The 13699-nt window shown below is 71.0% G+C and carries 14 protein-coding genes; 4 read left to right on the top strand and 10 right to left on the bottom strand.

The features are described 5' to 3' along the window. Window positions 1-34 precede the first annotated feature (34 nt). Both W7U_RS11955 and aroC read right to left on the bottom strand, forming a co-directional pair. Complete coding sequence (locus W7U_RS11955; protein WP_008258238.1) at window positions 35-559, bottom strand: shikimate kinase; 525 nt, start codon at window positions 557-559, stop codon at window positions 35-37. After that, complete coding sequence (gene aroC / locus W7U_RS11960) at window positions 559-1764, bottom strand: chorismate synthase (protein WP_008258240.1); 1206 nt, start codon at window positions 1762-1764, stop codon at window positions 559-561. Before aroC ends, W7U_RS11955 begins: the two co-directional genes overlap by 1 nt. A gap of 163 nt (window positions 1765-1927) precedes the next feature. On the opposite strand from aroC, the gene W7U_RS11965 reads away from it, so the two are divergent. Continuing rightward, complete coding sequence (locus tag W7U_RS11965) at window positions 1928-3001, top strand: LLM class flavin-dependent oxidoreductase (protein ID WP_008258241.1); 1074 nt, start codon at window positions 1928-1930, stop codon at window positions 2999-3001. A 5-nt stretch (window positions 3002-3006) separates the two neighbouring features. Here W7U_RS11965 and W7U_RS11970 read toward each other — a convergent pair whose 3' ends face one another. From W7U_RS11970 to W7U_RS11995, 6 genes are all read right to left on the bottom strand, one after another. Further along, a complete protein-coding gene (locus W7U_RS11970; RefSeq protein WP_008258242.1) occupies window positions 3007-3444 on the bottom strand; it encodes an A24 family peptidase in 438 nt (145 codons plus the stop codon). Between the two features lie 10 nt (window positions 3445-3454). Next, the gene (locus W7U_RS11975) at window positions 3455-4240 is read right to left on the bottom strand and encodes a shikimate dehydrogenase (RefSeq protein ID WP_029385085.1); all 786 of its coding nucleotides are present in this window, start codon (window positions 4238-4240) and stop codon (window positions 3455-3457) included. A 79-nt stretch (window positions 4241-4319) separates the two neighbouring features. After that, window positions 4320-5564 (bottom strand): endolytic transglycosylase MltG, encoded by a 1245-nt coding sequence (gene mltG / locus W7U_RS11980; RefSeq protein WP_008258249.1) that lies wholly within the window; start codon window positions 5562-5564, stop codon window positions 4320-4322. After that, window positions 5557-6069, bottom strand: coding sequence for a Holliday junction resolvase RuvX (gene ruvX, locus W7U_RS11985; RefSeq protein WP_008258252.1), 513 nt, complete (start codon window positions 6067-6069; stop codon window positions 5557-5559). Before ruvX ends, mltG begins: the two co-directional genes overlap by 8 nt. Next, window positions 6070-8781, bottom strand: a complete 2712-nt coding sequence (gene alaS / locus W7U_RS11990; protein ID WP_008258254.1) for an alanine--tRNA ligase — start codon at window positions 8779-8781, stop codon at window positions 6070-6072. It lies immediately after the preceding gene. Window positions 8782-8912: 131 nt separating this feature from the next. Further along, complete coding sequence (locus tag W7U_RS11995; protein WP_008258256.1) at window positions 8913-9302, bottom strand: secondary thiamine-phosphate synthase enzyme YjbQ; 390 nt, start codon at window positions 9300-9302, stop codon at window positions 8913-8915. A gap of 164 nt (window positions 9303-9466) precedes the next feature. Between W7U_RS11995 and W7U_RS12000 the strand changes: the two genes are divergently transcribed. Further along, entirely contained in the window at window positions 9467-10087 is a 621-nt protein-coding gene (locus tag W7U_RS12000; RefSeq protein ID WP_014385287.1) for an antibiotic biosynthesis monooxygenase, read from the top strand. 153 nt (window positions 10088-10240) lie between these two features. Continuing rightward, on the top strand, window positions 10241-10864 hold the full coding sequence (locus W7U_RS12005) for a hypothetical protein (RefSeq protein ID WP_008258260.1): 624 nt from the start codon (window positions 10241-10243) through the stop codon (window positions 10862-10864). 15 nt (window positions 10865-10879) lie between these two features. On the opposite strand, the gene W7U_RS12010 is transcribed toward W7U_RS12005, so the two are convergent. Then, a complete protein-coding gene (locus tag W7U_RS12010; RefSeq protein WP_008258262.1) occupies window positions 10880-11215 on the bottom strand; it encodes a hypothetical protein in 336 nt (111 codons plus the stop codon). Then, window positions 11212-12576, bottom strand: a complete 1365-nt coding sequence (locus tag W7U_RS12015) for a replication-associated recombination protein A (protein WP_008258263.1) — start codon at window positions 12574-12576, stop codon at window positions 11212-11214. Before W7U_RS12015 ends, W7U_RS12010 begins: the two co-directional genes overlap by 4 nt. A gap of 119 nt (window positions 12577-12695) precedes the next feature. Between W7U_RS12015 and W7U_RS12020 the strand changes: the two genes are divergently transcribed. Continuing rightward, window positions 12696-13634, top strand: coding sequence for a hypothetical protein (locus W7U_RS12020; protein WP_020822993.1), 939 nt, complete (start codon window positions 12696-12698; stop codon window positions 13632-13634). The last annotated feature ends 65 nt before the right edge of the window (window positions 13635-13699 follow it).

Here is a 13699-nt window from a genome sequence, read left to right on the forward strand (position 1 = left end):
ATCGCTTCGCTCTGCATCGTCGCCGGCGCTGCCCTCACGTGGCCGCCCCCGCCGGTGCCTGCAACCGCGAGACGATGTAGCGGACCACCGCGCCGGGGTTGCGGCGGTTGGTGTCGACGCGGATGGTCGCCGCCCGGCGATACAGCGGACTGCGTTCGGCCATCAGCGCGCGGTATTTGTCGGCGCGGTCGGGCCCGGCCAGCAGCGGGCGCACCGTGTTGCCGCCGGTGCGCCGGACGCCTTCGGTGGCGCTGATCTCCAGGTAGACGACGGTGTGGCCGGCGAGCGCCTCGCGGACGCCGGGGCTGGTGACGGCGCCGCCGCCCAACGACAGCACGCCGTCGTGGTCGGCCAGCGCGGCGCGGACCACGTCCTCTTCGATGCGCCGGAATTCCCGTTCGCCGTCGGTGGCGAAGATCTCGTCGATGCGCCGCCCGGTCCGCTGCTCGATCGCCGCGTCGGTGTCGAGGAAGCCGACGTCGAGCGCCTTGGCGAGCCGGCGCCCGATGGTGGACTTGCCCGACCCCGGCAACCCGATCAGGACCGCTTTGGGCGCCATCACGCCGTGCCCCGGGCGGCCGGCGATTCCCGCTCGGCGACCGCCCTGCGATAGGCCTCGACGTTGCGGCGGGTTTCGGCCAGCGAATCGCCGCCGAATTTCTGCAGCGCGGCGCGGGCCAGCACCAGCGCAACCATGGCCTCGACCACCACGCCGGCGGCGGGCACCGCGCACACGTCCGAGCGCTGGTGGATCGCGACGGCTTCGTCGCCGGTCGCCATGTCGACGGTGGCCAGCGCGCGCGGGACGGTGGAAATCGGCTTCATCGCCGCGCGCACGCGCAGCGGCTGGCCGTTGGTCATGCCGCCTTCGAGCCCGCCGGCGCGGTTGGTCGAGCGGACCACGCCGTCGGGGCCCGGGTACATCTCGTCGTGGGCACGGCTGCCGCGGCGGCGCGCGGTCTCGAATCCGTCGCCGATCTCGACGCCCTTGATCGCCTGGATGCCCATGACGGCGGCGGCGAGCTGGCTGTCGAGCCGGTTGTCGCCGCTGGTGAACGAGCCCAGCCCGACGGGCAGGCCCAGGGCGACCACCTCGACCACACCGCCGAGGGTGTCGCCGTCCTTCTTGGCCGCTTCGATCTCGGCGATCATCGCCTTTTCGGCCGCCTCGTCGTACGCGCGGACCGGGCTGGCGTCGATCGCGGCCAGGTCCCCCGGGCCCGGCGGCGGGCCCTCGTAGGGCGCCGACGGGCCGATCGCGATCACGTGCGAGAGCACCTCGACGCCCAGCGCCTGGCGCAGGAACGACCGGGCGACGGTCGCCGCGGCGACGCGGGCCGCGGTCTCCCGGGCGCTGGCCCGCTCCAGGACCGGCCGGGCGTCGTCGAAGCCGTACTTGAGCATGCCCGCGTAGTCGGCGTGGCCGGGCCGCGGCCGGGTCAGCGGGGCGTTGCGCGCGCTGTCGGCCAGCTCGCCGGGGTCGACCGGGTCGGGAGCCATCACGGTCTCCCACTTCGGCCATTCGGTATTGCCGATCTCGACGGCGATGGGCCCGCCCAGGGTGACGCCGTGGCGCACCCCGGACAGCACGCTCACCGCGTCCCGCTCGAACGCCATCCGGGCGCCGCGGCCGTAACCGAGCCGGCGGCGGGCCAACTGCTCCGAAATGTCCAGGGAGGTGACCTCCACGCCGGCGACCATGCCTTCGAGCACGGCCACCAGCGCACGGCCATGCGACTCCCCGGCGGTGATCCAACGCAACACGCGTCCCATCTTCCCATGGCGGCTTCCGAAAGCCGATTCGCGCAGCCCGCGGCTGCGGGGAACCGATGCGGGGACTTTCATCCTCCCTGATGCCAGGGGTGACCACGCGATTCGGTCGGCGGCCGGGCCGGGCCGCCGCGGTCGTGTGCCAGCATCTTGTCTGGTGGGTCAATTTCTCTGGTACATACCGAATACCGTCGAGCCCGGCCATCGCGGCGACGACACCGTCGACGGCTGGGGAAGCCTCGACTATTCCGTCGAACTGGCGCAGCGCGCCGAGCAACACGGCTGGGACGGCGCGCTGATCGGCACCGGCTGGGGACGTCCGGACACCTTCACGGTCGCGACCGCAATCGCCGCGCGCACCAACCGCTTCGCGCCGCTGGTGGCGGTCCGTCCCGGGTACTGGCATCCGGCGCATTTCGCCAGCGCGGCGGCCACCCTCGACCGGCTCAACGACGGCCGGCTGCTGGTCAACATCGTCAGCGGCGCCGACGATCCGGCCGCCTACGGCGACGCCGAGGTCGACAAGTCACGCCGCTACGACCGCACGCGGGAATTCATCCGGTTGCTGCGCCGGTTGTGGCGCGAGGACGACGTCACCCACCGCGGCGAGTTCTACACCGTCGAACACTCGAGCCTGCAGCCCCGCCCGCTCGGCGCGGCCGAGGGCCGGCACCCGACGCTGTACTTCGGTGGGGCATCGGCGGCCGCCGAGCAGGTCGCCGCGACCGACGCCGACGTCCAACTGTTCTGGGGGGAGCCCCTGGACGGGATCGCCGAACGCATCGACCGGCTGAAGTCGTTGTCCGCCAAGCTCGGTCGCGAGCACGCGCCGCTGGAGTTCGGCCTGCGGGTCACCACGCTGGTGCGCGACACCTCCGAGCAGGCCTGGCGCGACGCCGAGGCCAAGGTCGCCACCCTGGCCGGAACGCCCACCATGCAGCTGCTGCACGACCCGAAGGGATCCGCGGGCCAGCGGCGGCTGTCCGACCTCGCCGCGCGCGGCGAGGTGCTCGATTCCTGTCTGTATACGACGCCGAGCAAGTACGGCGGCGAAGGCGCCGGGACGACGTGGCTGGTCGGGTCGGCCGCCGAAGTCGCCGCCGCGCTGCGCAAATACGCCGACCTGGGGGTCAGCCATTTCGTGCTGTCGGACACCCCGTACAAGTCGGAGACGGTCCGGCTCGGCGACGAGCTGTTGCCGCTGCTGCGCCCCGCCGTCGTCGGCAACTGAAGGCGTCAGAGCAGCGACAGGCCGATGCCCGCCGCGCTGGCCAAGCACATCGACGGCCCGTGCGGCACCGTGCGGCCGCCCCGAGCGCCGCCGCGAATCCGGGCGACCATCCCGACCAGCACGGTCAGCAGCGGCGCACCGAACGCCGCCAGGAACCACACGCCGGCGCCACAACAACCGGTCAGCGCGCCCACGCCGATGGCCAGCTTGACGTCGCCGGCCCCCATCCCGCCCGGCGCCACCCAGTGGACCAGCAGATAGATCGCGGTCAACGCCGCGGCTCCGGCCAGCGCCGACCACCCGCGCCCGGCCACCCCGGCCACCGCCAGGATCGCCGCGGCGCCGGTCAGGGTCAGCGCGTTGGGCAAGCGCCGTTGGTGGATGTCGTAGCAGCTCAACGCCGCCAACCAGGCCAGCACCAGGCACCCCGCCGCAATCCGCATGCGCGGCAGGCTAATCCGATGCCTCCAGGGCGCAAGCCATGGCCTCGCGGGGCGCCGGCAGCCCGGTGAACTGTTCGACCTGCGCGAAGGCCTGGTGCAACAGCATCTGCACGCCGCTGATCACCCGGCCCCCCGCGGCGCTCACCGCGGCGGCCAGCGGCGTCGGCCACGGGTCGTAGACGGCGTCGAGCAGCACACCGATGCCGGCGAACGTGCCGGCATAGCGGGCGGCCACGTCCGCGGGAATGGTGCTGACCAGCACGTCGGCGGAAGCGACCTCGTCGGCCAGCCCGCCGCCGTCGAGGTCGCAGAACCGCGTCGCGACGCCCATCGCGTGTCCCAGCTCCACCAGCCGGGCCGCCTTGCCGGGATTGCGGGCCACGACGGTGATGCCGCCGACGCCCAGTTGCGCCAGGCCGGCGACGGCCGCCGGCGCGGTGCCGCCCGATCCACAGACCAGCGCCCATCCAGAGGCCGTCGACCCGAGCGCGCCCGCCACCCCGTCGATGTCGGTGTTGTCGGCCCGCCAGCCCGCCGGGGTGCGCACCAGGGTGTTGGCCGACCCCACCCGCTCGGCACGCTCGGTGCGCTCGTCGGCGAACGCCAGGGCGGCGAACTTGCCCGGCATGGTCACCGACACCCCGACCCATTCGGGGCCGAGCCCGCCGACCACCCCGGGCAGCTGGTCGGCGTCGCATTCGATGCGGTCGTAGGTCCAGCCGGTCAGGCCCAGCGCGCGGTAGGCCGCCAGGTGCAGCTGCGGGGATTTCGAGTGGGCGATGGGTTTGCCGAGCACCGCCGCCTTCCGGGGTGCGCCGCTGGCTTGACCGAGCGGCGACCCGCTGCGCCCGGCTTCGCCGCGCTTGCGATCGCCGTCAGCGGGCGGAATCGAGGACACCGTTGTGCTTAGCCAGCTCGATGTTGGCCAGGTGCTGCTGATAATCCTTGGTGAACAGCGTCGTCCCCTGACCGTCGATGGTGACGAAGTACAACCAGTCGCCGGGTTCGGGGTGCTCGGCGGCGTTGAGCGCGTCGACACCGGGCGAACAGATCGCGGTGGCCGGCAGGCCCTGGGACACGTAGGTGTTCCACGGCGTCTTCTGGGCCCGGTCGCCGTCGGTGGTGGCCACCTCCCGGCGGTCCAGCGGGTAGTTGACGGTCGAGTCGAACTCCAGCGTGTGGTGGGCGTGCAGCCGGTTGTAGATGACGCGGGCAACCTTCGCGAAGTCCTGCGACCTGGCCTCCTGCTGCACCAGCGACGCCACCACCAGGATGTCGTAGGGCGACAGGCCCATGGCCTGGGCGGTGTCGACCAGCCCGGACTTCATGTACTCCACCGCCCCGGCGCCGATCAGGTTCGACAGGATGGTCTCGGGCGGCGCGGACGGATCGACGTTGAAGGTCCCCGGCGCGATCAGCCCCTCGATGCGGCGGTGGTCCTTGCCGAGCTCACCGACGGGTTCGGTGGCCCAGGGCGGCACCGCCAACGCCAAGGGAGAACTGTTGGTGGCGGCCGCGCGCAGGTCCTCCACGGAGACGCACCGCTTACTCCCGTCGAAATCCACGCAGGTGGCCCGCGAGATCAGGGTGAAGATGCCGGGGTTGACCACGTTGGTCTTCATGTCGGTGGTGTCGTCGAGCTGCCGGCCCTCCGGGATGACCAGCCGGCCCACCCGGCTGTCGGGGTCGGCTAGCCGCGTGACGGCGTTGGCGGCCGGGATCTCGGTGCGCATCCGGTAGAAACCGGGCTGGATCGAGGAGATCTTGCTGTTGCCGTGCGCGGCGTTGACGAACGCGCGGACGGTCTTGATCACGTGCTCGTTCTGCAGCGTCTCCCCGACCATGGTGGTCGAGTCGCCGTCCTTGATCTGAATCACGATGTCGCGCTTGCCGTTTCCGGTGTAGTCGTCACCGGGACCGAACACGGCGTGCCACAGCTTGCCGCCGGCGAAAACACCCGCCACCACGATGACCGCCACCAGCGCCAGCGCGGTGCGCAGGGCGGTGCGCCGGCGCCGGCGGCCCCGCTCCGCCCGATTGCGGGCGGTGCGGCTCGACCTGCGCCGGGGCGGACCCACGGCCTCGGGTTCGGCGCGTTCACGCCGTGCGCTGTCAACCATCGGCACGCTCCCCGGGCCCGGTCAGGGTCGCGCGGCGCTGATCCAGCCAACTCTGCAGGATGGCCACCGCCGCCGCCTGGTCGATCACCGCACGCTGCTCTTTGGCCCGCACCCCGGCCGCGCGCAGCGATCGCTGCGCGCTCACCGTGGTCAGTCGCTCGTCGGCCAGCCGCACCGGCGTGGGTGCGACGCGGTCGGCCAGCGCGTCCGCCAGCTCGATCGCGTCGATCGCCGAGGGACCGGTGCGGTCGGCCAGCGTGCGCGGCAGCCCGACGACCACCTCGACGGCCTCGAGTTCGGCGGCCAGCGCCGCCAGGCGGCGCAGGTGTTTGCCGGAGCGGTCGCGGCGCACGGTTTCCACCGGGGTGGCCAGGATGGCGTCGGGGTCGCTGCAGGCCACGCCGATGCGGACGCTGCCCACGTCGACGCCGAGCCGCCGGCCCCGCCCGGGGTCCTGGTCAGGATCGCCGGGCCGGTCGGGCGCGCGGTGCTGTGCGGAAACCACTCAACCGACCCGCGCTATCGCGGTGATCTCCGAGCGGATTGCGGCGAGGGCGGCGTCGATGCCGGTCGGGTCCTTGCCGGAGCCCTGCGCCAGGTCGGCCTTTCCGCCGCCGCGGCCGTCGACCGCCGCGGCCAGCTTCTTGACCAGGTCGTTGGCGCGAAGCCCGAGGTCCTGGGCGGCCGGATTGGCCGCGACCGCATACGGCACGCTTCCGCCCTCGCCGGCTGAGTTGTCCGTGATCAGCGCGACCACCGCGGGATCGCCGCCCAGCTTGCCGCGGATGTCACCGACCAGGGAGCGCAGATCGCCCGCCGTCATCCCGCCGGTCATCCGTTGCGCCACCACCCGGACGTTACCGATGCGCTCCGCGCCGGCCGCGGCGTCGGTGGCGGCGGCCTTCGCGCCGGCCAACCGGGCGCGTTCGAGCTCCTTCTCCGCCGCCTTGAGCCGCTCCACCAGGTTGGCCACCCGGGCGGGCACCTCGTCGGACGGCACCTTGAGCGACGACGCCAGCCCGGCCATCAGCGCGCGTTCCTTGGCCAGGTGCCGGAAGGACTCCAGCCCGACGTAGGCCTCGACCCGGCGCACCCCGGAGCCGACCGAGGATTCGCCCAGGATCGTGACCGGCCCGATCTGCGCGGAGTTGTGCACGTGGGTCCCGCCGCACAGCTCCAGCGAGAAGGGCCCGCCGATCTCCACCACCCGCACCTCGTCGGGATAGCGTTCGCCGAACATCGCGATCGCCCCCATGGCCTTGGCCTTTTCGAGTTGCTCGGTGAACGTGTGCACCTCGAAGTCGGCCTGCACGGCCTGGTTGGTCACCTCTTCGATCTGGGTGCGCTGTTCGTCGGACAGGGCGCCCTGCCAGTTGAAGTCGAAGCGCAGGTAGCCCGGCCGGTTCAGCGATCCGGCCTGAACGGCGTTGGGGCCCAACACTTGTCGCAGCGCCGCGTGCACCATGTGGGTTCCCGAGTGGCCCTGGGTGGCGCCCCGCCGCCATTGCGGGTCGACGGCCGCGATGACGGTGTCGCCCTCCACGAATTCCCCGGACTCGACGTTGACCCGGTGCACCCACAGGGTTTTGGCGATCTTCTGCACGTCGGTGACCGCGGCGCGGGCGCTCCCGCTGGCGCCCGTCCCGCTGATGGTGCCCTCGTCGGCGATCTGGCCGCCGGCCTCGGCGTAGAGCGGGGTGCGGTCCAGCACGAGTTCGACGCGGTCGACCCCCTCGGTGCCGTGCGTGACCACCGGCACCCGCTTGCCGTCGACGAAGATTCCCAAAAGCTTTGCCTCGGACGTCAATTCGTCGAAGCCGGTGAATTCGGTGGGGCCGGCGTCGACCAGTTCGCGGTACGCGCTCAGGTCCGCGTGCGCGTGCTTGCGGGCGGCGGCGTCGGCCTTGGCGCGGCGGCGCTGTTCGGCCATCAGCTCCCGGAACCCGACCTCGTCCACCTGCAGGCCGGCCTCGGACGCCATCTCCAGCGTGAGCTCGATCGGGAACCCGTAGGTGTCGTGCAGGGTGAAGGCGTCCGATCCCGAAATCGCCTTCGCGCCTGAGGCTTTGGTGGTGCCGGCGACCTCGTCGAACAGTTTCGATCCCGCCGCCAGCGTGCGGTTGAACGCGGTTTCCTCGGCGACGGCGATGCGCCTGATCCGGTCGAAATCGGCGACGAGTTCGGGATACGACGGGCCCATCGCGTCGCGCACGGTGGCCATCAGGTCGCCGACGATGGGGCCCTCGATGTCGAGCAGCTTGGCCGAGCGGATCACCCGGCGCAGCAGCCGGCGCAGCACATAGCCGCGGCCGTCGTTGCCCGGCGTGACGCCGTCGCCGATCAGGATGGCCGCGGTGCGGCTGTGGTCGGCGATGACCCGGTAGCGCACGTCGTCGTCGTGGTTGCCGGCGTCGTATCCGCGCGGGGCCCGCGCGGCCACGGCGTCGATGACCGGGCGCAACAGGTCGGTCTCGTAGACGTTGTGCACGCCCTGCAGGATGAACGCGACCCGCTCCACACCCATGCCGGTGTCAATGTTCTTGCGGGGCAACGGCCCGAGGATCTCGAAGTCCTCCTTGCCGGTCCCCTCCCCGCGCTCGTTCTGCATGAACACGAGGTTCCAGATCTCGATGTAGCGGTCCTCGTTGGCGATCGGGCCGCCCTCGACCCCGAATTCGGGTCCCCGGTCGTAATAGATCTCCGAGGACGGGCCGCACGGCCCGGGGATGCCCATCGACCAGTAGTTGTCGGCCATGCCGCGGCGCTGGATGCGCTCGTCGGGCAGCCCGGCGATCTCCTTCCACAGCTGCACGGCCTCGTCGTCGTCGAAATAGACCGTCGCCCAGATGCGTTCGGGATCCAGGCCGTAGCCGCCCTGCTCGACGCTGTTGGTCAGCAGGGTCCACGCCAATTCGATGGCGCGGCGCTTGAAGTAGTCGCCGAACGAGAAATTCCCGGCCATCTGGAAGAACGTGTTGTGCCGGGTGGTGATCCCGACCTCGTCGATGTCGGGAGTGCGGATGCACTTCTGGATGCTGGTGGCGGTCGGGTATTCCGGTGTGCGCGCGCCCAGGAAGTAGGGCACGAACTGGACCATGCCCGCGTTGACGAACAGCAGGTTGGGGTCGTCGAGGATCACCGATGCGCTCGGCACCTCGGTGTGACCCGCCTTCACGAAATGATCAAGAAACCGTTTCCTGATCTCGTGTGTCTGCACTTTCGGAGTCCGCTTCTTTCTCTTACTTCGACGTCTTGTTCCCAGCCTATTCGCCGGGGTATGGGAAGCCCGTCTAACGACGCATTTCGACCGCTCACAGTACCTGCTCGGTGGCGTCGGCTACCGGGCCGCTAACCCTCCAAAAAGCTCAGCCGGACCGAGCGTTGCGGGTTGTCGCGGTTCAGGTCGACCAGCACGATGCTCTGCCAGGTGCCCAGCATCGGCTCCCCGCCGGAGACCGGAACCGTCACCGACGGTGCGACGAGCGCGGGCATCACGTGGTCGGCGCCGTGCCCCTCGGAGCCGTGCGCGTGCCGGTAACGGTCGTCGCGCGGCAGCAGCCGTTCCAGCGTGTCGACCAGGTCGTCGTCGGAGCCGGCGCCCGTCTCGATGATGGCCACCCCCGCCGTGGCGTGCGGGATGAACACGTTGCACAGACCGTCCCCGCGCGACCAGCAGAAGCCGCGCACCGCCTCGGTGAGGTCGACGATGCGGCGGCGGGAGGTGTCCACGTCCAGCACATCGGTATGCATCCGAACCAGCCTACGGCGCGCGCGTCGCGACCAGCCAATCGTTTGTGAGCGCGACCACATTTGGGCATTGCGGCGCGTAACCCGCAGGAGGAAGGTGGTTCATGACCGGTGGCGCCACCGGGGCGCTGCCCCGAACAAAGAGGGGGTGGATCGTGTACGCACGCTCTACCACAATTCAGGCGCAACCCTCGTCGATCGACGCCGGGATAGCGCATGTTCGCGATGAGGTCATGCCCGCGCTGCAAGGCATGCCGGGCTGCATCGGAGTATCCCTTTTGGTCGACCGTCGCTCCGGCCGGTGCATCGCCACCAGCGCCTGGGAGAGCGACGAAGCCATGCGCGCCAGCGGTGAAGCCGTGACCGGAATCCGCGATCGGGCGGCGGAAATGTTCGGGGGCACGACGGACGTCGAGCAGTGGGAGATCGCGGTGCTGCATCGCGACCACCACGCGCCCGACGGTGCGGGCGTGCGTGCGACGTGGGTCATGGTGCCGCCGGAGACCATGGACCAAGGCATCGAGTACTACAAGTCGTCCGTCCTGCCCCAGCTCGAGGGCCTCGACGGGTTCTGCAGTGCGAGCCTGCTGATCGACCGTGCCTCCGGGCGTGGCGTGTCCTCGGCGACGTTCGACAGCATCGACGAGATGGAGCGGAACAGGGAGCAGGCAACCGCGCTGAAGAGCTCCTCGATGCAAGAGGCGCGCGCCGAGGAACTCGACGAATGCGAGTTCGAGCTGGCGCTGGCGCACCTGCGGGTGCCCGAGCTGGTCTGATCTAGAGGGGGTGGTGGACCGGCCGAACCAGGCATTCGGCCGGTCGCCGATCCGCGTCCCGAAAGCATTGCGGCGAGTTGCCGGCAGGAGGAAGGTAACTGGTGGGACCGGTGGCGCCACCGGGGTGCCGCCCCGACAGAGAAGGGGTCGACCGTGTACGCACGCTCTACCACCATCCAGGCGCAACCCCTTTCGGTCGACATCGGAATTGCGCATGTTCGCGACGTCGTCATGCCCGCCCTCAAGGAGATCGACGGGTGGTTGGGGTTGTCGCTGTTGGTCGACCGGCAGTCCGGCACCTGCATCGCCACCAGTTCGTGGGAGACGGTGGAGGCGATGCGCGGCAGCGCCGAGCGGGTCGCGCCCATCCGTGACCGGGCCGCGCTGATGTTCGACGGCAGCGCGCGGGTGGAGGAATGGGACATCGCCCTGCTGCACCGCGACCACCCCTCCCGCCAGGGCGCGTGCGTGCGCGCCACCTGGCTCAAGGTGGTGCCGGACCAGCTGAGCAGATCCCTGGACTTCTACCGGATGGCGGTGCTGCCCGAGATGGAGAACCTGGACGGGTTCTGCAGTGCCAGCCTGCTGGTCGACCACCCCAGCTGCCGCCGGGCGGTGACCTGCTCGACGTTCGACTCGATGGACGCGATGGCCCGCAACCGCGACCGCGCCACCGAGCTGCGCAGCCGGCGGGTGCGCGAGCTGGGGGCCGAGGTGATCGACGTCGGGGAATTCGAGCTGGCGATCGCCCACCTTCGGGTGCCCGAGCTGGTCTGAGCGCGCGCCCGCGGGTCAGGGCAGCGCGTCCCCGGGGAATCCGCGGCAGGCGTGCACCTGGTAGACGAACACCCCCGCCGCCACCCCCGGGTCGTCGGCCATGATGGCGGCGGTCTCGTCGACGGTCGCGGCGAAAACGCCGATGCCGCAGACGTCGGACTCGTCGGTGACCGGCAGTACCACCGCGAGCACGCCGTCGTCACGCAGTCCGAAGTTGCGCCGGCCGTGCTCCCAGATGATCTGCGCTGACGACTCGTCCCCGAACCTCGGGTCGCGCTTGAGGATGACGACGCTGTATTGCTTGGCGGTGGGCAGCAGTTGGCCCATCTCCTCGTCGCTGAAGGTTTTCATCCCGTGTCACCCCGCTTCCGGCGGATGATCGCGCGCAGCCGCTCCAGCCGGCCCGCCATGTCGCGCTCGAAGCCCCGGGCGGTGGGCCGGTAGTAGTCGACGCCCACCAGCTCGTCGGGCGGATATTGTTGCGCCGCAACACCATCCGGCTGGTCATGGGAGTATTTGTAGCCCTGCGCATTGCCCAGCGCCTCCGCCCCCGAATAGTGTCCGTCGCGCAGGTGGGGCGGCACGAGGCCGGCCTTGCCGGCCCTGATGTCGGCCATCGCCGCGCCCAGCGCGGTGGTGACGGCGTTGGATTTCGGCGCGGTGGCCAGGTGAATCGTGCAGTGCGCCAAGGTGAGTTGCGCCTCGGGCATGCCGATCAGCGCGACCGTCTGCGCGGCCGCGACCGCGACCTGCAGCGCGGTCGGGTCGGCCATGCCGATGTCCTCGCTGGCCAGGATCATCAGCCGGCGCGCGACGAACCGTGGATCCTCCCCCGCGACGAGCATGCGGGCCAGGTAGTGCAGCGCGGCGTCGACGTCCGAGCCGCGCACCGACTTGATGAACGCGCTGATGACGTCGTAGTGCTGGTCGCCGTCGCGGTCGTAACGCACGGCGGCTTCGTCGAGGGACTGCTCGATGGCGGTGACGGTCAGCTCGCCGTCGGGCGGCACCGCCTCGGCGGCGACCTCCAGCGCCGTCAGCGCGCGGCGGGCGTCACCGGCGGCCAGCCGCACCAGGAGGTCGACGGCGTCGGGCGCGACCGCGACCTGCCCGCCCAGGCCGCGTGGGTCGTCGATCGCGCGCTGCACGACGGTGCGGATGTCGTCGGCGCTCAGCGGCCGCAACTGCAGGATCAGCGAGCGGGACAGTAGCGGCGCCACCACCGAGAAGGACGGGTTCTCCGTGGTCGCCGCCACCAGCAGCACCACCCGGTTCTCCACGGCCGACAGCAGCGCGTCCTGCTGGGTCTTGGAGAACCGGTGCACCTCGTCGATGAACAGCACCGTCTGCTCGCCATGGAGGAGCGCGGTTCGGGCCTTTTCTATCACCGCCCGAACGTCTTTCACACCGGCCGACAACGCCGACAGCGCCTCGAACCGGCGCCCGGTCGCCTGTGAGATCAGCGCGGCCAGCGTGGTCTTGCCGCTGCCCGGCGGCCCGTACAGGATGGCCGACGCCACGCCGGAGCCCTCGACGAGGCGGCGCAGGGGCGACCCGGGCGCCAGCAGGTGGTCCTGCCCGACCACCTCGTCCAGCGACGCCGGGCGCATGCGGACGGCCAGCGGCGAGCCGCTCGACGCGCCCAAGCCGTGATCGTCTGGCTGCGGCGCGCCGGGCAGGTCAAACAGACCGTCGGACACGGATTCAGGCATACCACGAGGGACGGACGTCCGCTGCGGCCCCGGCGATCCGCGCGCACCGGCCGCATCTTTGCTAAGTTCGGCGTTTGCCAAGTTCAGCGCGCGTTCCTCCCAGGACAGCAAGGACGGACATGAGCCAACCCCCCGAACATCCAGGCCCGCCGGACCCTCAGGGCGGGGGCCAGAATCCCCCCGGCTACCCGCCACCGCCCGGTTACGGCACGCCTCCCCCGCCACCCCCGGGTTACGGCCCGCCCCCCGGATATGGCGCGCCTCCCCCGGGTTACGGGCCGCCGCCCGGCTACGGGCCGCCGCCCGGCTACGGCGGCCCGCCCGCGCCGGCCTTCAGCATCGGTGACGCGTTCGGCTGGGCCTGGAACGCCTTCTCCAAAAACCCTGTGGCACTGATCGTTCCGGCCTTGGTGTACGGGATCCTGATCGGCATCGCCTCGGCCCTGGTCGGCCTGAGCCAAAGCGTGGGCACGACGACGACCGGCTCCGACGACGACTACTTCACCTTCACGGCGAACCTCAACGGCGGCGGGATGACGCTGCTCATCCTCGGCTACCTCGTCGCCTACCTGGTGGGCGCGTTCGCCCAAGCCGCCTTCCTGTCCGGCTGCCTGGATCTGGCCGACGGGCGCCCGGTGACCGTCGGTTCGTTCTTCAAGCCGCGCAACTTCGGCATGGTGTTCCTGGCCGCGCTGCTGGTCGGCATCCTCACCTCGATCGCCTCGGCGCTGTGCTTCCTGCCGGGCCTGATCCTGGGCATTTTCGCCCAGTTCACGATCCCGTTCGCCATCGATCGATCGGAGCAGCCCATCAAGGCGCTGACCTCCAGCTTCTCCACCGTCACCGCAAACTTCGGCAACGCCCTGCTGGTGTGGCTGGTCGAGGTGGCGCTGTTCGTGGTGGGCGCGCTCGCGTGCGGGGTCGGGCTGTTGGTGGCGGCCCCGGTCGCCTCCCTGATCGGGATCTACGCCTACCGCAAGTTCTCCGGCGGGCAGGTGGTCGCGCCGCAGCAGGCGGGTTACCAGCCCGGGCCGCCGCCGGGTCCGGCGCCGCCGTAACACTCGGCGCGAATTCGGCGCGCCGGGCATCGGAGGCTTGCGCCGCGTGCGTACCGTGCAGCAGT

The sequence above is a fragment of the Mycobacterium sp. H4Y genome (genome assembly GCF_000364405.1).
GTDB classification, from domain to species: domain Bacteria; phylum Actinomycetota; class Actinomycetes; order Mycobacteriales; family Mycobacteriaceae; genus Mycobacterium; species Mycobacterium intracellulare.